General features: G+C 70.9%; 13 protein-coding genes. 6 read left to right on the top strand and 7 right to left on the bottom strand.

Annotated elements, in window-relative coordinates; all coding sequences use genetic code 11:
• Positions 1-43: 43 nt before the first annotated feature.
• The 4 genes from KZ810_RS05130 to KZ810_RS05145 form a co-directional block, all read right to left on the bottom strand.
• Positions 44-2,581: a PAS domain S-box protein gene (locus KZ810_RS05130; RefSeq protein WP_219767935.1), complete on the bottom strand. Its 2,538-nt coding sequence runs from the start codon at positions 2,579-2,581 to the stop codon at positions 44-46.
• A 15-nt stretch (positions 2,582-2,596) separates the two neighbouring features.
• Positions 2,597-5,929: an error-prone DNA polymerase gene (locus tag KZ810_RS05135; RefSeq protein WP_219767936.1), complete on the bottom strand. Its 3,333-nt coding sequence runs from the start codon at positions 5,927-5,929 to the stop codon at positions 2,597-2,599.
• Positions 5,930-6,079: 150 nt separating this feature from the next.
• Positions 6,080-8,692: a DUF6504 family protein gene (locus KZ810_RS05140; protein ID WP_258044461.1), complete on the bottom strand. Its 2,613-nt coding sequence runs from the start codon at positions 8,690-8,692 to the stop codon at positions 6,080-6,082.
• A complete protein-coding gene (locus tag KZ810_RS05145) occupies positions 8,607-9,338 on the bottom strand; it encodes an ImuA family protein (RefSeq protein WP_219768369.1) in 732 nt (243 codons plus the stop codon). Before KZ810_RS05145 ends, KZ810_RS05140 begins: the two co-directional genes overlap by 86 nt.
• 473 nt (positions 9,339-9,811) lie before the next feature.
• On the opposite strand from KZ810_RS05145, the gene KZ810_RS05150 reads away from it, so the two are divergent.
• The 4 genes from KZ810_RS05150 to KZ810_RS05165 all read left to right on the top strand — a co-directional run bounded on the left by KZ810_RS05150 (position 9,812) and on the right by KZ810_RS05165 (position 13,830).
• Positions 9,812-11,071: a 3-methyl-2-oxobutanoate dehydrogenase (2-methylpropanoyl-transferring) subunit alpha gene (locus KZ810_RS05150; protein WP_219768370.1), complete on the top strand. Its 1,260-nt coding sequence runs from the start codon at positions 9,812-9,814 to the stop codon at positions 11,069-11,071.
• A 77-nt stretch (positions 11,072-11,148) separates the two neighbouring features.
• Entirely contained in the window at positions 11,149-12,153 is a 1,005-nt protein-coding gene (locus KZ810_RS05155) for an alpha-ketoacid dehydrogenase subunit beta (RefSeq protein WP_026325747.1), read from the top strand.
• Between the two features lie 5 nt (positions 12,154-12,158).
• A complete protein-coding gene (locus KZ810_RS05160; RefSeq protein ID WP_219767937.1) occupies positions 12,159-13,520 on the top strand; it encodes a dihydrolipoamide acetyltransferase family protein in 1,362 nt (453 codons plus the stop codon).
• Between the two features lie 16 nt (positions 13,521-13,536).
• On the top strand, positions 13,537-13,830 hold the full coding sequence (locus KZ810_RS05165; protein WP_219767938.1) for a YciI-like protein: 294 nt from the start codon (positions 13,537-13,539) through the stop codon (positions 13,828-13,830).
• An 18-nt stretch (positions 13,831-13,848) separates the two neighbouring features.
• Here KZ810_RS05165 and KZ810_RS05170 read toward each other — a convergent pair whose 3' ends face one another.
• Together KZ810_RS05170 and KZ810_RS05175 are read right to left on the bottom strand one after the other, a co-directional pair.
• Positions 13,849-13,992 carry a lmo0937 family membrane protein gene (locus KZ810_RS05170; protein ID WP_219747946.1) on the bottom strand — a complete coding sequence of 48 codons (144 nt, stop codon included), beginning with the start codon at positions 13,990-13,992 and terminating at the stop codon, positions 13,849-13,851.
• Positions 13,993-14,087: 95 nt separating this feature from the next.
• Positions 14,088-15,476 (bottom strand): chymotrypsin family serine protease, encoded by a 1,389-nt coding sequence (locus KZ810_RS05175; protein WP_308461496.1) that lies wholly within the window; start codon positions 15,474-15,476, stop codon positions 14,088-14,090.
• A 112-nt stretch (positions 15,477-15,588) separates the two neighbouring features.
• Here KZ810_RS05175 and KZ810_RS05180 point away from each other — a divergent pair, with 112 nt between their 5' ends.
• Positions 15,589-17,319, top strand: a complete 1,731-nt coding sequence (locus tag KZ810_RS05180; protein WP_219767939.1) for a DEAD/DEAH box helicase — start codon at positions 15,589-15,591, stop codon at positions 17,317-17,319.
• A 12-nt stretch (positions 17,320-17,331) separates the two neighbouring features.
• Here the strand turns inward: KZ810_RS05180 and KZ810_RS05185 are convergent, their stop codons facing one another.
• Entirely contained in the window at positions 17,332-18,735 is a 1,404-nt protein-coding gene (locus KZ810_RS05185) for a helix-turn-helix domain-containing protein (RefSeq protein ID WP_219767940.1), read from the bottom strand.
• A 164-nt stretch (positions 18,736-18,899) separates the two neighbouring features.
• Between KZ810_RS05185 and KZ810_RS05190 the strand changes: the two genes are divergently transcribed.
• Positions 18,900-19,055 (top strand): hypothetical protein, encoded by a 156-nt coding sequence (locus KZ810_RS05190; RefSeq protein ID WP_019515726.1) that lies wholly within the window; start codon positions 18,900-18,902, stop codon positions 19,053-19,055.
• Positions 19,056-19,078 lie beyond the last annotated feature (23 nt).

The raw sequence follows: 19,078 nt of genomic DNA on the forward strand, positions 1-19,078 counted from the left end.
CGAGAGTCCAGTTCCGCCGCCCCGGCACCGGGCATGCGGGCGATCAGCCGGCGAGCATGTCCGCCACGCGCCGCTTCAGTTCGTGCGTGTCGAACGGCTTCGTCATCACCGCCATGCCATGTTCCAGCTGCCCCGCGCCGACCGCGGCATTGGCGGCGTAGCCGGTGACGAACAGCACCCGCAGCGCCGGGCGAACCGCACGTCCCGCATCCGCGACCTGCCGCCCGTTGAGCCCGCCGGGCAGGCCGACGTCGGTGATCAGCAGGTCGATCGGCCCCGCCGCGCGCAGCATTGCGACCCCGCTCGGCCCGTTCGGCGCGGCGAGCACGCGGTAGCCCGCGTCGCCCAGCACTTCGCTCACCAGATCGCGGATCGCGGCCTCGTCCTCGACCAGCAGGATCGTTCGACCATGGTCGGCTGCGTCGAGATGATCGTGGGCGCGCGCGGTCGCCGCCTCCGTGGGCGCGCGCGTGTCCGACTGGCCGACCAGACGCGGCAGGAAGAGCGACATCGTCGTGCCGCGGTCGACGACCGATCTCACCCGTACCTGTCCGCCCGACTGACGCACGAAACCGTAGATCATCGACAGGCCGAGCCCGGTTCCCTCGCCGATCGGCTTGGTGGTGAAGAAGGGATCGAACACGCGTTCGATCACCTCCGCCGACATGCCCGTCCCGGTGTCGGTGACGTGGAGCGCGACGTAATCGCCCGCGGGCAGGTCCTGCGCCGCGGGCGAGGGCGCATCGAACGTCAGATTCTCGGTCACGATCACCAGCCGCCCGCCGTCGGGCATCGCGTCGCGCGCGTTGATGCACAGGTTGAGCAGCGCATTCTCGAGCTGCGGCGCGTCGACCAGGACGGGCCACAGATCACGCCCGGTCTCAACGCTCAACTCGATCTCGGGGCCGAGGGTGCGGTCGATGATGTCGATCAGCCCCGCCACCAGCACGCCGGTATCGGTCGCGGTCGGGGCGAGCGTCTGGCGGCGGGAAAAGGCGAGCAGCCGCTGCGTCAGCGCGGCGGCACGCTGCGCGCCGGTGCGCGCCATCGTCATGTAGCGATCGAGCCGGTCGTACTGGCCCGCCTTGATGCGGTGATCGAGGAGTTCGAGCCCGCCCGTCACCGCGGTGAGCAGATTGTTGAAATCGTGCGCGAGGCCGCCGGTCAATTGGCCGACCGCCTCCATCTTCTGTGCCTGGCGCAACTGGCTCTCGGTCGCCGCCAGAATGTCGGCCTGCGCGCGTTCCTCGGTCGCGTCGCGCCCGATCGCGATGATCAGCCCGTCGCCCGGGCCCGCTGCCCAGACGACGGTGCGATAGCTGCCGTCCTTGTGGCGATAGCGGTTCTCGAACCGCGTATAGGCCTCGCCCGCGCCGATCCCTGCTGCCGCGGCGGCGGTACGCTCCACGTCGTCGGGGTGCGTCAGCGGCAGGAAATGCTGGCCGACCAGATCGCGTTCGTCCCAGCCGAGCATCCGCGTCCACGCCGGGTTGACCGCCTCGATCGTGCCGTCGAAACGCGCGACGAGCATTAGGTCGCTCGACAACTGCCATAGCCGGTTACGATCCGCGGTCCGCTCGGCGACCTGCCGCTCGAGCGTCGCGGCGAGCGCCTCCAACTGCTCGCGCGCGGCGCGGCGCTGTGTTTCGTCGCGCGCGATCTTGATGAAGCCGCGCTCGCGCCCCTGCGCGTCGGCGGGCAGCGGGTGGACCGACCCGTTCAGATAAACGCGCGTGCCGTCGCGGCGCATCTGCCAATGTTCGTCGCTGGCGCAACCGTCGCGCGCCGCGCCGATCAACTCGCGCACGTCGGCGCCGGCGGCGCGATCCTCGGGGGTGAAGATCATCGACGCCGACTGGCCGATCGCCTCCGCGGGCGTCCAGCCGAGCACCGCCTGCGCACCCGCCGACCAACTGGTGATGATGCCGCCGGGGTCGGTGGTGAAGATGACGTGATCGGTCGCGCCCTCGATCACCAGCCGCAGGCGCTCCTCGCTTTCGCGCAGCGCCGCATCGGCGAGGACGCGCGTCGTCGTCTCGTTGGTAAAGATGAACAGCCCGGCGATCTCGCCCGCCTCGTCGAGGATGCGCGAGTAGGAGAAGGTCCACCACGTGTCGGCGGCGCCGCGATCGGTGTCGAGCTTCCACGGCAGATCGGTGAAGCGCTGGCTGCGGCCGTCGAATGCGTCGCGCACGATCGGCATCGCCTGATCGAGCGCGTCGGCCCACACCTCGTCGAAGCGCGCGCCCATCGCCCAGCCGGTCCGCGGGCCGAGCAGCGGAAAATAGGTTTCGTTGAAGAAGAAGAACAATTCGTCCTTCCCCCAGCACAGGATCATCGATTCGGGCGAATTGAGGATCAGGCTGAGCGCGGTCTTGAGCGCGACCGGCCAGTCGGCGGGCTCGCCCAGCGGATGATCGCGCCAGTCGCGCGCGAGGATCAGCGCGGTCGCGGCCCCGCCGCCCGCCAGAAAGCGCAGCGCGCGCGGCAGCGGGTCGGTCGGCGTCGGATCGGGATGCATGGGCTCGCGCGGGTGGGTCGTGATGTGGCGTGCATAGCCGCGCCGCCGCGGAGCCGCCATCGCTATCCCGCCCCGTCAGTGAAAATCGTGGCTCTTGATCGGGATAGCGGGCTCGGCACGGTCGCGGAAATGATAGTCCGAGCGGACCGGCGGACGCCATTGCGGATCGCGCGCGTCGGGCGTGCCGCCGCTCGTCACCCCGTCGGCGGGCGCGGTAAGGCGCGGCAGGTCGATGTCGCCGACGGTGCGCAGCATCGGCGTCAGATCGGTCACGCGGTCGACGATGACGTGCGTCACCCGGCCTTCCCGCTGCACGCGCCCGCGCAAGCTCACCATCGCGGAGGACATGACGGTGCGGCGCTGCGCCTCGAACCGGTCGGGCCACAGGATTCCGTTCGCGACCCCGGTTTCGTCCTCGATCGTGAGGAACAGCACGCCCTTGGCGCTGCCCGGACGCTGCCGCACGAGGATGATGCCCGCGACCTCGATCCATTTGCCGTTGCGGTGCTCCAGTGTCTCGCACGGGACCATGCCGCGTTCGGAGAGCAATCCGCGCAGGAAGCGCAAGGGATGCGCGCGCAGCGACAATTGCGTCGCGCGGTAATCCTCCACCACCTCGCGCCCCTCGGTCAGCCGGGTGAGCGTGACGGGGGCCTCGCGCGTCTCGATGCCCGCGAACAGCGGCAGCGGTTTCTCGCCCAGGCCGCGGATCGCCCACAAGGCCTGTCGCCGGTCGAGCTCGAGCCCCGCGAACGCGTCCGCCTTGGCGAGCTTCTCGAGCGATGCGAGCGGCACGCCCGAGCGGCGCCACAGATCCTCGACCGAGGCGAAGCGCCGCTCGGCGCGCGCGGTCAGGATGCGTCCGGCATCCTCGCCCGACAAACCGTGGACGACGCGCAGCCCGAGCCGGAGCGGCAGGAGATTTCGTGGGGGCGGGGACGGGGCCGGGGCCGGGGCCGGGGATGGGGCTGGGGGCAAAGAACCCGCCAGCGTCGTGTCCCACTCGCTCTCCATCACGCACACCGGGCGGATCACGACGCCGTGCGCGCGCGCGTCGCGCACGATCTGCGCGGGTGCGTAGAAACCCATCGGCTGCGCGTTGAGCAGCGCGGCGCAGAAGACGTCGGGGTGGTGGCATTTCATCCACGACGAGGCGTAGGCGATCTTGGCGAAACTCGCCGCGTGGCTTTCGGGGAAGCCGTAGCTGCCGAACCCCTCGATCTGCTTGACCAGCCGTTCGGCGAACGCCTGGGTGATGCCGTTCCTGCGCATCCCCGCGATCAGCCGGACGCGGAACGGGCCGACCCCGCCCGTCATCTTGAACGTCGCCATCGCGCGGCGCAGCTGGTCCGCTTCGCCAGGCGAAAACCCCGCGCCGATGATCGCGACCTGCATTGCCTGTTCCTGGAACAACGGCACGCCGAGCGTTTTCCTGAGCACCGCGGCGAGCGCGTCGTTGGGATATTCGACCTTCTCCAGTCCTTCGCGCCGTTTCAGATACGGGTGGACCATGTCGCCCTGGATCGGCCCCGGCCGCACGATCGCGACCTGGATCGCAATGTCGTAGAATTTCTCCGGCTTCATGCGCGGCAGCATGCTCATCTGCGCGCGGCTCTCGATCTGGAACACGCCCAGCGTGTCGGCCTTTTGGATCATCGCGAAAGTGGCGGGGTCGTCGTGCTGCATCGCGTCCGACGCCATCGTCAGCGCGGTATTCTTGTGCGCGGCGAGCAGGTCGAACGCGCGCCGCATGCAGCCGAGCATGCCGAGCCCCAGGATATCGACCTTCATGAAACCGAGTTCCTCGATGTCGGCCTTCTCCCACTCGATCACGTGGCGGTCGGGCATCGCGGCGGGCTCGATCGGGACGAGGTCGTGGAGCGGCGCGCGCGTCAGCACGAAGCCGCCGGGATGCTGCGACAGGTGGCGCGGCGTGCCGATCAGGTCGCGTGCGAGCTCGAGCGCGAGCGCGAGGCGCGGCTCGCCCGCATCGAGGTTGAGCGCCTCCACATGCTCGGTCGGCACGCCCTCGCTCGACCAGCCCCATACCTGCCCCGCGAGTGCGGCGGTCATATCCTCGGGCAGGCCCAGCGCCTTTCCCACTTCGCGGATCGCGCCGCGCGTGCGGAACCGGCTGACCACCGCGGTCAGCGCGGCATGGTCGCGCCCGTAGGTTTCGTAGATCCACTGGATCACTTCCTCGCGGCGTTCGTGCTCGAAATCGATGTCGATGTCGGGCGGCTCGCGGCGCTCCTCCGAGACGAAGCGTTCGAACAGGAGCTGGTGCTTGACCGGATCGATCGAGGTGATGCCGAGCACGAAGCAGATCACCGAATTCGCCGCCGATCCGCGCCCCTGGCACAGGATGCCGACCGAGCGCGCGTAGGTGACGATCGAATTCACCGTCAGGAAATAGGCTGCGTAGTTCATCCGCCCGACGAGCGCGAGTTCGTGCTCGATCAGCCTGGTATAGGCCGCGGGCGGCGCGCCATTGAAACGATCCGCCAGCGCCTGGCGCGCCAGCCGCTCCAACGCCCCCTGCGCGGTGCGGCCGTTCATCACGATCTCTTCGGGATATTGGTAATCCAGGTCGCGCAGCGAGAAGGTGCAGCGCTCCACCACCGCCTCCACCGCGGCGAGCGCGTCCGGGTGCGCGCGGAACAATCGCGCCATCTCGGCGGGCGGGTGCAGGTGGCGCCCCGCATTGCGTTCGCGGCGGAAGCCCAGTTCGTCGATCGTGCATTTCTCGCGGATCGCGGTCAGCACGTCCTGCATCATGCGCCGGTCGGGCTGGTGGAACAGCGTGTCGCCGGTGGCGAGCGGGACAAGGCCGAAACGGTGCGCGGCCCGCGCGGTCGCATCGAGCCGCCGTTCCTCGCCCGGTCGGTGCCAGTGCGTCAGGCAGACGTGGCCGCGCGTGCCGAACAGATCGGCCATCCACCGCAGCGCGCACGTCGGCGGCACGCCCGCGCCGCCCGGTTCGTCGGCCGAAACGCCGTCGCCCGGCACCAGCGCCGCGACCAGCCCGTCGGCGTGCGCCGCGACGTCTTCCCAGTGGAGGAAGCACTGCCCCTTTTCGCCGTGCCGGGTGTCGGCGCGGTTCTTGCCGAGCGACAACAGCCGCGTCAGCCGCGACCAGGCGGCGCGGTCCTCGGGCCAGACCAGCAGCGAATCGCCCGACACCAGATCGAGCCGGCAACCGGGGATCGAGCGGATGACCAGCCCGGTGTCGCGGCGCACCTCGTCGGCGGCGTAGAGCGCGCGCACCACGCCCGCGACCGAATTGCGGTCGGTGATGCCGAGCGCGGGCATCCCCATGGCCGCGGCGGTCGCGAACAATTGCTCGCACGACGACGCGCCGCGCAGGAACGAGAAATGCGTCGTGACCTGAAGCTCGCTGTAGGTCATGCGCGGCGCGCCCGTACCGCGCGTGATCGGCCGCGAGGGGGAAGGTGGCCGCGCGCACGATGCGTGGGGGCTACACCGCGCTCCGCCCCGCGCGCGGATGGCGCCACCGCGACGCGCGAACCGCATGCGCCGCGGGCGTGGCGCGCGATCTCATCCGAACGTGCCATGCAGGTGCCACGTCATGTCGCCGGTTTCGGGGCGCTGCCCGTCGCCGCGGCGGAACAGCCAGAAACGCTGGCCCGCATCGTCCTCGACCTGGAAATAATCGCGTACCGCCTGTCGCTCGGCGACGCGGCGCCACCATTCGCCCGCGATCCGCTCGGGCCCGTCGCCACGCACCACCTGATGCATCTGCCCGCGCCAGCGGAACCGCTTGGGATAGGAATCGGGCAGTTCGGCCATGACGTGGTCGATCGGCTCGGGCCGGCGCAGCAACCGTGCGGGGCGCGGCCAGCGCGGGTGCCACGGATGTGCCGCGCCGCGGGTGTCGAGGTGGCGGACGTCGTCGCGGACCAGCCGCGCGTTCGAATTCGTGGCGCGGTCGAGCGGCGCGGCCGCCGCGACCGAGCGTTCGGGCACGTCGCTCTCGACCGCGCGCGTGCGCCACAGCCGCGCCTCGCCGATGCGGTTGACGATCGCGTCGACCAGCGCGGCGAGATCGGGCACCGCGTCCTCCAGATCGCCCGCGAGGGTCTCGGCACCGAGCGGTTCGTCGCGCGTCACGTGCAGCGCCATGATCTCGATCCCGAAACCCGGATCGATCAGCTCGATCCGCCGCACGAGCAGCCGCAGCATGTGCGGCGCGTCGCGCGTCGCACGCGCGAAGCCGACGCGTACGGCCTGCACCGCGCCGTCGACGCGCGTCAGCGCGAGCACCAGCGCGCGCGCACCGCGCCCCTGCTGCGCGAGCGCCTGCGCCAGCCGATCGCTCAACTGCGCGATCCAATAGGCGATCGGTTCCGCGGTCAGGATCGGCTCGGCGAAACGCTGCTCGACCACCACGGGATCGCGCGGGATGACGGGCGCGACCGGTTCCGCGACCGCGCCGATCAACTGGTCGAGCCGGGTTGCCACGCCGTGTCCGAAGCGGCGCGCCATCGGTGCGCGCGGCATCGCGGCGAGCGCGCCGATCTGGTCGATCCCCAGCCGGCGCATCAATTCGACCGCGCCCGCCTCGAGCCGGAGCGCGGTTACCGGGTAATCGGCGAAGGGCGCGATCCCGTGCGCGGGGGGCAATGCGGAGACCGGGCCGGGGGCGAACTGCGCCAGCGCCCAGGCCGCCGCCGGGGTATCGGCGATGCCGACGCGCGCGGCGATCCCCAGCCGTGCGAGCAGCCGCACGATCCGCCGCGCCATCACCTGCTCGCCGCCGTGGAGGTGCGCGACGCCGGTCAGGTCGATGAACAGCCCGGCCTCGCCACCAATCGCCGCGGGCGGGGCGTCCGACACCGACACGCACGGCGACCAGCGCCGCGCCAATGCCACCGCGAGCACGTCGAGCGCGGCACGGTCCCCCGCCGGATCGGCGTCGCGGACGCGCACGTCGGGGGTGGCGGCGCGGACCTGCGTCAGCGCCATGCCCGGATCGATCCCCAGCCGACGCGCGGCGGGGCAGGCGGCGGCGACCTCGATCCGACTGCCGATCTTGTGCACGGTGACGAGCGGCGCGGCGTGCGGGTGGTCGAGCGGCGACGCATTCGCGGGGTCGGCCGCGCTGGCGATCCCGTCCGCAGGGCAGACGCGCGCGAGCGTGCCCGCGGTGCTGCGCCCGGTGTCGAAGAAGGGCGTGACCGGCAGCACGCTCGCGCCCGCGTCGTTCGATCCGACGCGCCCGGCCGTCACGCGGCGCTCACCCGCGCTCGGCTGATCACCACCGGGATTGTCGGGGTGTGGCCCCTCGCCGGGATAGCGGATCGCGCTGATCGCGGGGCGGAGCGCGGTTGCTGCACGCAGCGTGTGCTCGCGCGACGTGTCCGCGGGGGTGACCGTCCCCGTCGTCGCCGGGCGAGCAGCGGCGTCCGCATCCACGAGCCGGAGGAGTGGCCGCGCGGGCGGCTGGGCCATCGTGTCGGCTGGCGTCGCGTCTGCGATCGGCGGGGCGTCGCACGCAGCGAGCGGGTGGCGCGAACCGGCTGTCGACGCGCCGGCCGGATCACGCGTTCGCGCGTCGGTTCGGCCATCGTGCGGGGTGGCGCGCGGTGATGCGGGCTCCGCCACGGCGACCGGGTCGCGGCGGCGCTGAGCGGAGGTCGGGCGCACGCCTTCGCCGCCGAAGCGAACAGCGACCATGCCCGGTGCAGCGCCGGGTTCGGGCCAGCCGCTCGCCTTGTTGCCGTCGTCGCCGGGCAGGCGTTTGAAGGCATGCTCCGCCGCCTCGCTGCGGCGGCCCATCTCGCGCATCGGCGGGCGCTGGTGCGCTTCCATGCGTGCGATCCGCCGTTCGACGTCGGCGCGCGTCTCGCCCGCCCAGCACGCGTTCGCCCCGCCAGCGCGCTCGTCCTTGCCGGCGAGCGGTCTGTCGAACGGGCGCGTGTCCGCGGCCGATGCTTCGCTGCGGGCCCAGCGCGCGCCGGGGCGCCAGCCGCTGTTGCGCGGCGCGTCGCATTGCTTGCCGCCCTGCTCGGCGTCGCTCGCGCGTTTCAGCGCGGCGAGTTCCGCCCCCGCGGCGATGCCGCGTTCAGGCGGCGGCGTATGCTGTCGCTCCGCCCGCCGCACGCGGTCGATCGACCAGTTTGGCAGGTAGAGCGATGCGACCCGTTTCATCGCTGGCCTCCACTGTGAGTTGAAAGGGTTCGCCGCCGCGCTGGCGGACGAGCGAGACGTGCCAGCGCGCGCGCCCGATGCCGGGGGTGGGAAGCGGCGCGGACGGCGCGGAGGCGATGCGCCAGCGCGTCACCGCGGCGGACGGCGCGCCAAGCGTGTCCGCGCCTTCGCGTGCGTGGCGTTTCATCAGCAGCGCGATCGTGCGCCCGCCCTCGGCGGCGAGTTGCAATCGCCGGGTCGCGGGCATGCCGACGCGGCGCGCCTCGCCGATCACCGCGCCGAGCGCGCGGTGGCGCAATCCTTCCTCCATCAGCGCCAGCACCTCGGCATCGTCGGCGGCCTCGGCATAGAGGACGCGTTCGGGGGCGAGCCCGACCTGGTAGAGCGCGGGCGCGAACAGGTCGCGGCGGCGCACCACCCACAGCACCGGTCCCCAGGCGCGCGCGGCGATGCCCGCCACGAACAAGGTCGCGCTCGCGTCGTCGCCGAGCGACGGGGTCGCCGCCGTCACCTCGTGCAGCGCGTCGAGCCTCAGCCCGCTGTTGGCGAGCCGCGAGTCGATCCCGCCGACGCCGAACGGCAGCACCGGGCGACGGTGATGCCCGTCACCCTCGATCGCGCGCAGCGTGTCGCGCAGATGCGCGATCACACCCGACTGCGTGTTCGTGGATGATTCCGGGGATGTTTCCGGCTGTGACACGGTGGTGATACGACTCGCTGCTCAACTTGTTCCTATTTTGTTCTCATGGGTCGATACGTGTCAATCCGTCGTTCCGCCCCGCCTGTCCCGGTGCGGATATTTGTCTGTGGATATTTTTCGCGCGGTACCGAAGCGAGGTGATCCGCCGCTGCACGTGCGCCGCAGTTTTGTTGCCGATGGTGGCTGGACGACGCACGCGCGCGACCGTTCGTCCATGCCCGCCCGCCACGATCTTGCCCGAACGATGCCGCGCGGCTCGCACGCTGTGCCGGGCGCGGAACAGGGTGAGCACCCTTGAAATATAATTACAAATGCGACTAAGGCAGTCCCGAGCGTTCACCAATGAACGCATGATGGAGAGTGACGTGGCGAGCGACGCCCCTACCAATCTGCCGCGCCCCGACGTGTCGGGTCACAACATGCCACGGCTGTCGCTCCACGTGCCGGAGCCGAAGTTCCGGCCCGGCGACGCGGTCGACTTCGCCGACGTCGAGGTACCGCCCGCGGGTTCGGTGCGCCGCCCCGACACCGCCGAGGCGGCGAGCCAGTTCACCGACCTCGCCTATACGCTGGTGCGCGTGCTCGACGAGCAGAACCAGGCGGTCGGCCCGTGGAACCCGCAGCTGTCGCCCGACAAGATGCGGCGGATGCTGCGCCACATGGCGACCGTGCGCGCGTTCGACGAGCGGATGTTCCGCGCGCAGCGGCAGGGCAAGACCAGCTTCTACATGAAATCGCTGGGCGAGGAGGCGGTGGCGGTATCCGCCGCGCACGCGCTCGATGCCGAGGACATGTGCTTTCCGTCGTATCGCCAGCAGGGACTGCTCATCGCGCGCGGTTGCCCGATGGTCGACATGATGAACCAGATCTACTCGAACAAGGGGGACAAGCTGCAGGGCAAGCAGCTGCCGATCATGTATTCGGAGAAGCGGTTCGGCTTCTTCTCGATCTCGGGCAATCTGACGACGCAATACCCGCAGGCGGTCGGCTGGGCGATGGCGTCGGCGTCGCGAGGAGACACCAAGATCGCGGCGACGTGGTGCGGTGAGGGCTCGACCGCGGAGGGTGATTTCCACTCCGCGCTGACGTTCGCGACCGTGTACCGCGCGCCCGTCATTTTCAACGTCGTCAACAACCAGTGGGCGATCTCGAGCTTCTCGGGCTTCGCGGGCGCGGAGGCGACGACGTTCGCGGCGCGCGCGGTCGGTTACGGGATCGCGGGGCTTCGCGTCGACGGCAACGACGCGCTGGCGGTCTATGCCGCGGCCGCCTGGGCGGCCGAGCGCGCGCGCACCAACGCGGGGCCGACGCTGATCGAGCATTTCACCTATCGCACCGAGGGGCACTCGACCTCCGACGACCCGACGCAATACCGCTCGGCGGGCGAGCCGACGGCGTGGCCGCTGGGTGACCCGATCACGCGGTTGAAGGACCATCTGGTGGCGATCGGCGAATGGGACGACGAGCGTCAGGCGGCGATGGACCGCGAGGTCGCCGAAGAGGTCAAGGCGGCGCAGAAGGAGGCCGAGAAGAACGGCATTCTGGGTCACGGCCTGCACCAGCCGCTCGACACGCTGTTCGACGGCGTGTTCGAGGACATGCCCTGGCACTTGCAGGAGCAGCGCCAGCAGATGATCGACGAGGAAGAAGCGAGCGGTCGGCCGTGGGCGAGGAAGTAACGATGGCGGATACGGAAAGCGCCGTGAGCGAGCAGGTGCCGCAGGGCAACACCGATCAGGCGGGCGACACCACCCGCATGAATATGATCCAGGCGATCAACTCCGCGATGGACGTCATGATGGCGCGCGACGCGGGCGTGGTCGTGATGGGCGAGGACGTCGGCTATTTCGGCGGCGTGTTCCGCGCGACCGCGGGCTTGCAGAAGAAATACGGCAAGACGCGCGTGTTCGACACGCCGATCACCGAGTGCGGGATCATCGGCGTCGCGGTCGGCATGGGCGCTTACGGCCTGCGGCCAGTCCCCGAGATCCAGTTCGCCGATTACATCTATCCGGCACTCGACCAGCTGGTCAGCGAGGCGGCACGGCTGCGCTACCGCTCGAGCGGAGAGTTCACCGCGCCGATCACGGTGCGCTCGCCGTTCGGCGGCGGTATCTTCGGCGGGCAGACGCACTCGCAGTCGCCCGAAGGGCTGTTCACCCATATGTCGGGGATCAAGACGGTGATCCCGTCGACCCCCTATGACGCCAAGGGGCTGTTGATCGCGGCGATCGAGGACAATGATCCGACGATCTTCTTCGAGCCCAAGCGCATCTACAACGGCCCGTTCAACGGCCACTGGGATCGCCCGGCGGAGAATTGGTCGAAGCATCCAGCCGGCGCAGTGCCCGAAGGCTATTACAAGATTCCGCTCGGCAAGGCGAACGTCGTGCGCGAGGGCGAGGCGGTGACGATGCTCGCTTATGGCACGATGGTGCACGTCTGCGCGCAGGTCGTCGCCGACACCGGCGTCGACGCGGAGATCATCGACCTGCGCACGCTCGTGCCGCTCGACATCGAGACGATCGAGGCGTCGGTGAAGAAGACCGGCCGCTGCCTGATCGTCCACGAGGCGACGCGGACCGCCGGCTTCGGCGCGGAACTATCCGCGCTGGTGCAGGAGCGGTGCTTCTATCACCTCGAGGCGCCGGTGGAGCGCGTGACGGGTTTCGACACGCCGTATCCGCACAGCCTCGAATGGGCGTATTTCCCGGGGCCCGTCCGCATCGGACAGGCACTCAAGAAGATTCTGAAGGACTAAGGGCGATGGCGCGTTTCACCTTCAAGCTGCCGGACATCGGCGAAGGCATCTCCGAGGCCGAGATCGTCGCGTGGCACGTCGCCGTCGGCGACCGCGTCGAGGAGGATCAGCAGCTCGCGGACATGATGACCGACAAGGCGACCGTTGAGATGGAATCGCCGGTGTCGGGCACCGTTGTCGAACTGGCGGGCGAGGTCGGCGACCAGGTGTCGATCGGCGCCGCGCTGGTGGTGATCGAAACCGACGCCGCGGAAGGCGAGGCCGAGGCGGTCGCGCAGCCGGCGGACGAGACGGGTAGCGACCTGTCGCCGGCCAAGCCCGAGGCTGCTGCCCCCGTCGCTTCGTCGACCGCGCAGTCGCAAACGGCCCAGGCGACCGAGGCGAACAACGTCGAGGCCGAGAACCCCGGCGTCGCCGACGCGCGCGGCGAGACCCCGGCCTACGAGGCCGCAGCGCCCGCGCCGCGTGCGCCCGCGATCGAGCAGCCTGCCACGCCCGCCCGCGCCGTGCTAGCCAGCCCCGCGGTCCGTGCGCGCGCGCGTGACCTGGGAATCGACCTTGCCGAGGTGAAGGCGGAGGGCGACCGCCTGCGCCACTCCGACCTCGATGCCTATCTCCGCTACGGCGCGGGGCAGGGGTATCACGCGCCGCACGCCAGCCGCGCGCGCGACGACGAGCAGGTCCGCGTCATCGGCATGCGTCGCCGTATCGCCGAGAACATGGCCGCGTCGAAGCGGCACATCCCGCACTTCACCTACGTCGACGAGATCGACGTGACCGAACTGGAGCGCGTCCGCGCCGATCTGAACGCCAACCGCGGCAGCCGGCCCAAGCTCACCATGCTGCCGCTGATGATCGTCGCGATCTGCCGCACCTTGCCCGATTTCCCGATGCTCAACGCGCGCTACGACGATGAGGCGGGCGTCGTGACGCGGTCGGGCCGGGTCCATCTCGGCATGGCGGCGCAGACCGACGCGGGGCTGACCGTGCCCGTCATCCGCGACGCGCAGGACAAGAACGTCTGGCAGCTCGCCGCGGAGATCACGCGGCTGGCCGAGGCGGCGCGCGCGAACAAGCTGACTCCGCAAGAACTCGGCAACGGCACGATCACCGTGACCTCGCTCGGCCCCCTCGGCGGCATCGCGACGACGCCGGTCATCAACCGCCCCGAAGTCGCGATCATCGGCCCGAACAAGATCGTCGAGCGCCCCGTCTTCCGTGCCGGGACCGACGAGGTGATCCGCGCCAAGCTGATGAACCTGTCGATCAGCTGCGACCACCGCGTCGTCGACGGCTGGGACGCGGCGAGCTACGTTCAGGCGCTCAAGAAGCTGCTCGAAACGCCGGTGCTGCTGTTCGCGGATTGATCGCGGGGGCGGGCGCGTGAGCCACTGGCTGCTTCGCTACGACCTCGCGCCCGATTACCTCGACCGGCGCGCGGCACTGCGCGCCGATCATCTGGCCGTCGCCTGGGCGGCGAGCGATGCGGGCGACCTGCTGCTGGGCGGGGCGGTCGGCGATGCGCCGAGCGAGGCGCTGCTGCTGTTCACCACCGCCGCGGCGGCGGAGGCATTCGCTGCGCGCGATCCGTGCGTGAGCGGCGGGCTGGTCACCGCGTGGCGGGTCGAGGAATGGAAAACCGTCGTCGGACCGGCGGCCGCCACCCCGCTACGCTGATCGGCGCGCCGCGTCGCGCTACACCCGGCGGCCGCTGAAGAGCTGCACCAGCCCGACGATGATCGCGATCACGAGCAGGATATGGATCAATCCGCCTGCGACATGAAGGCTGAAGCCGAGCAGCCACAGCACCAGCAGGATCACCGCGATCGTCCACAACATCGACACTCTCCTTCGCTACCGCGTTGAAAACGTGAGGGGGGAAGGCGGCGTTCCGCGCTTCGGCGATCTTTCGACCTGATCCATGTGAGCGGCGCTCAGCCGCGGATCGGCGCCTGGTCGGGGTAGCGGGGCGGCGGCGCGGGCGCCGGCGGGGCGGGCGGGGTGATCGGCGCCGCGGTCGCGTCCTCGAGCAGGCGCCAGCCGGTCGGCAGGTAATCGGTCGACATGTAGAAATAGAAGGCGCAGCTGCGGTCGCCGCGGTAGCTGCCGCCCTTCACCAGCCCGAACGCACGATTGCCGAGGAACACCGGCGCGCCGCTGTCCCCGCCCTGGCAGTTCGGCCCCGCGACGCTCACCCAGGTCGGCAGGCACGCGCCGCCGCACAAGGGCCCCGCGGGCGCGAACGACACCAGCTCGACCGCCGCGCAACTGTACCCGGTCCGCTCGCCGCGGTGGCAGACGATGTCGCCCGCGCGCGTGCTGGGAAGCGCGCGCCGGCCCGCAACGGTGCGGGACGCGGTCTTGGCGGTATCGGCGAAGAAGCTGGGCGACAGGGGCGTGTCGCTCGCGTTGATCTGGACGTCCTGATAGCCCCAGCCCCATTGCCCGACGAAGGGCAATGCCTGCCGTTCGCCGTTGGGCCCGATGTAGCTCAGCGCGTCGGGACAGTGCGCCGCGGTCGCGATGCCCGTCCGCGCGCCGTCGGTGACGACGAACCCGGTCGTGCAGGCGTAGCGTCGCCCGTCCGCCGGATCGATGCCGACGACGCGCGCGCCGCCCTCCGCTGCCATGTCGGCGCTCGTGATCACGCGGTCGGTCCGCACGCGCACCGGCACCCCGGCGATCGCCGACAGCCGCGCGGTGAGCGGCACGACCCCCTCGCGGTCGACATCGCTCGGGTTGGCGATGACCACCAGCGTGCCCGTCGCAAGATCAATTCCCATGCCGGGCGGATGCGCGACCGCGGCGGCGAGCGCGGCCTGATGCGAGGCGAGCGCCAATTCGAGCTGCCCGCGCGTCGCGGTCGCGCCGGTGCGGAACACGATCGGCACCGTCATCCCGCCCGCCGATACCATGCGGGTCGCGACCGGCGCGTCACCGGTCAGCAGCACGACGATGCGGTAGGCGGGGCGATGCTCGATCGCGATCCCGGCGAGGCGATCGGCCAGTTCGATCGCGATCGCGTCGGTGACGGGCACCGTTTCCTCCTGCGCCGCGAGCCGCGCCTGCGCCTCGGCGAGCGTCACGCCGTAGGTCCGCGCATATTCGCCCGCGTCCTGCGCGATCGCGTCAGCCGCGCTCTGCCGCAGCGGTGACGGCGTGGTGGGGGAGGCAGGCACGGGTGCGGGTACGGGCGTGAGTGGAGGCGGTGCGATCGTCACCGGCGCCGTTTGCACTGCGCCCGCGGCCGGCGTCGCCACCGCGGCCAGCACCATCATCGTCATCGCGGCGGCGCGGTGCGCCTTGTTGTTCCTGCTCGACACCGCGGCCTCTTATCGCTACCAGCCCGAACTTGTCCTGAACGAAGATGCGCGAGCGCCGAACAGGTGTGCTGCCCTTGCAGCCAACGCGCAGCCACCCAATTTTGAAAGCCTCATGACCTTCCCGAATCTTCCCCAGCCTCTCGCCGAGGCGCTGTCCGCGCGCGGTTATGCCGCTCCCACCCCGGTCCAGGCGGCGGTGATCGAGCCCGACGCACAGGGCCGCGACCTGATCGTCTCGGCGCAGACCGGCTCGGGCAAGACGGTCGCCTTCGGTCTGGCGATGGCGGGCGAGCTGATGCCGGAAGGCGCGCTGCCGCCGGCGGCAGCGCCGCTCGCGCTCATCATCGCGCCGACGCGCGAGCTCGCGCTCCAGGTCAGCCGCGAGCTGCAATGGCTCTACGCCGCCGCGCACGCGCGCATCGCGACCTGCGTCGGTGGCATGGACGCGTCGCGCGAACGCCGCGCGCTCAGCCACGGCGCACATATCGTCGTGGGCACGCCCGGGCGGCTGCGCGACCACCTCGAGCGCGGCGCGCTTGACCTGTCGAGCTTGCGCGTCGCGGTGCTCGACGAGGCGGACGAGATGCTCGACATGGGTTTCCGCGAGGATCTGGAAGAGATCCTAGACGCCACCCCGTCGGAGCGGCGGACGCTGTTGTTCTCCGCGACGATGCCCAAGCCGATCGTCGCGCTTGCCAAGCGGTACCAGAAGGACGCGCTGCGCATCGAGACCAAGGGCGAGGACCGCGGCCACGGCGACATTTCCTATGTCGCGGTGACGGTTGCGCCAGCGGATATCGAACATGCCGCGATCAACCTGCTGCGCTTGCACGAGGCGGAGACCGCGATCCTGTTCTGCGCGACGCGCGACAACGTCCGCCGTCTACACGCGAGCCTGGTCGAGCGCGGGTTCGCCGCGGTCGCGCTGTCGGGCGAGCATAGCCAGAACGAGCGTAACGCCGCGCTCCAGGCGCTGCGCGACAAGCGCGCGCGCGTCTGCGTCGCGACCGACGTCGCCGCGCGCGGCATCGATCTGCCGTCCTTAAGCCTCGTCATCCACGTCGAGCTGCCGCGCGACGCCGAGACGCTGCAGCACCGATCGGGCCGTACCGGCCGCGCGGGACGCAAGGGGACGGCGGTGCTGATGGTGCCCTATCCGCGCCGCCGCCGCGTCGAGATGATGCTGCGCGGGGCGAAGATCAACGTCGAGTGGACCAACCCGCCGACCGCCGACGACATCCGCGCTAGCGACCGCGAGCGGTTGATCACCACGTTGCTCGAGCCAGTCGAGATCGACGACGAGGACCGCGCGCTCGCCGAGCGGTTGATCGCGGAGAAGTCGCCCGAGGATATCGCCGCGATGCTGGTCCAGGCGCACCGCGCGCGCCTGCCCGAGCCCGAGGAGCTGGTCGCCGCGACGCCCGAGGCGCAGCGCGCCGCGCAGGCCGACCGTCACCGTCCCGGCTTCGACGACACGCAATGGTTCGTGATGGACATCGGGCGACGCCAGAATGCCGATCCGCGCTGGATCCTGCCGTTGCTGTGCCGCCGCGGGCACATCACGCGCAACGAGATCGGCGCGATCCGCATCGGCCCGAACGAGACGTGGTTCCAGGTGCCGACCGGCATCGCCGCCAAGTTCAACGCCGCGGTTCAGCGCACCGCGAGCGCCGACAGCGAGGATGAGAGCGGCATCCGCATCATCCCCGGCAACGGTCCTGCGCCGGGCGGCAACGGTGCGCCCCGCAGCGGCGGTGCACCCCGCGGCGGCGCCCCGCGCGGCGCGCCGATGCACCGCGCGCGCCCGACCAACCCGCGCAAGCCGCAGGGCCGCCGCCCGTAATTCCGGTCGCCGTTAGGTCGCGTCGCCGGCGAAACTGAGTGCCGACACCCGCCGCTCGCGCTCGTTGACGACCAGCGCGCGCGCGGCGGGGGGTAGCGACCGCTGCGGGCATTCGGCACGCAGGCACGCACGGCATCCGAGCCCGATCGGCGTCGCCGCGCCGCCCAGGTCGAGCCCGCGCGCCGCCGCCAGCGTCGCCGCTTGTTCGGCCGGGACGCCAATCGACAGCGCGAATTCGGCGGCGACGGCGCTGGTACCCGTACCGACCGCGCGCGTGCCCGGCACCGCGACCTGCACCGTGAACCAGCGCGCGCCGTCCTCCAGCTCGACCAGTTGCGTCACCGTCGTGCCCGGCCGATCGAAGGCGTGGTGCACGCGCCACAACGGACAGCGCGCATCGGCCGCGACCAGGCTCGCCCCGCTCGCGCCGGCGTAGCGTTTGGATACCTGTCCCGCGCGGTCGATGCGCAGCAGGAAGAATGCGAGCCCGCGCGCGCCGACGCGCGAGAGGGTGGTCAACCGGTGCGCGACCTGCTCGACGCTGGCGCCGAAGCGGTGCTGCAGGGTCGCCAGATCATAGCCGCTCCCCTCGCACGCGCGCAGGAACCGCGCGTAGGGCATCATCACCGCGGCGGCGAAATAGCCCGCGAGGTGCCGGCGGAACAGCCGCTCCGCGATCCTGCTGGTGAATGCCGCGCCGCGCGCGAGCGCGTCGATCTCGGTCCGCGCCTCGAGCCCGGCGAGCTGGAACGCCAGCGCGAACGTCCGGCTCGCGGGCGACAGCATCTCGCCCAGTTGCAATTGCCGCGCGTGCAGGTCGAGCCGGCGCAAATGATCGGGCATCACCTCGGTGGGCAGGATGCGGATCGCGAGGCCGTGGCGCACGCGCAGCCGCTCGGTCAGCGCGCCGTACAGGTCCGCGCCCGCGAGCCGCAGTTCGTCGGCGACCGCCTCCGCTGCGCTGTCGAGGTCGGGGAAATGGTTGCGCCAGCGGTCGATCTCGCGCCGGACCGCGATCGTCGGATCGTCGCCGTCGCCCGGCGCCGCCGCGCTCGCCGTGCCGCCGCGGTCGAACGCGCGCGCGAACGCCTCCGCCCCGCCGGGCGCGGCGGCGAGCCATTCCTCCACCTCGCTGCGGTCGATCTCCAGATCGGCGAAGAGCGGGTCGGCGAGCCGCCGCCGGATCGCCTCCGCGCCGCCGCCCGGCTCGCCCGCGACCAGCGCGCGGGGATCGAAGTCGAACACCTCCGCCATCCGGACCAGCAGGCCCGTCGGCAGCGCGCGCTGATTGCGCTCGATCAGGTTCAAATAGCTCGGCGACACGCCCAGCATCTCCGCCATCGCCGCCTGCGTCAGCCCGGTACGTCGCCGGAGCCGTCGGACCGCGTGCCCGCCCATCACCTTCTCACGCGCCACGCTTCACCTGTGAAGAAATTGACAGAATGACAGCGCATACGCTGCCGCGCCGCACCGCGCGACACGAAACTTTGTCAATCCTTGTTCACCCGGGCCGATTCGCCGGCTTATTCCTTCCTCAACGGCAATCGACCCGCCGGGCCAATCACCAGAGGAGAACGTCCATGCCGACCGAACCGCAGCGCAGCCGTGCCGTCTTCTCGACCGAAGACTTCGGGCTGATGAAGGAAGCCGTCGCGAACTACGTCCGCCAGATCGCGGACGACCCCCGCTCGGCCAAATTCTCCAACCTTTATCATCGCCTCGGCCGGCTCGGCTGACGCGACCCGCCCGCGGGGTCGCG

It is taken from the genome of Sphingomonas citricola, from assembly GCF_019429535.1.
Classification (GTDB): Bacteria; Pseudomonadota; Alphaproteobacteria; order Sphingomonadales; family Sphingomonadaceae; genus Sphingomonas; species Sphingomonas citricola.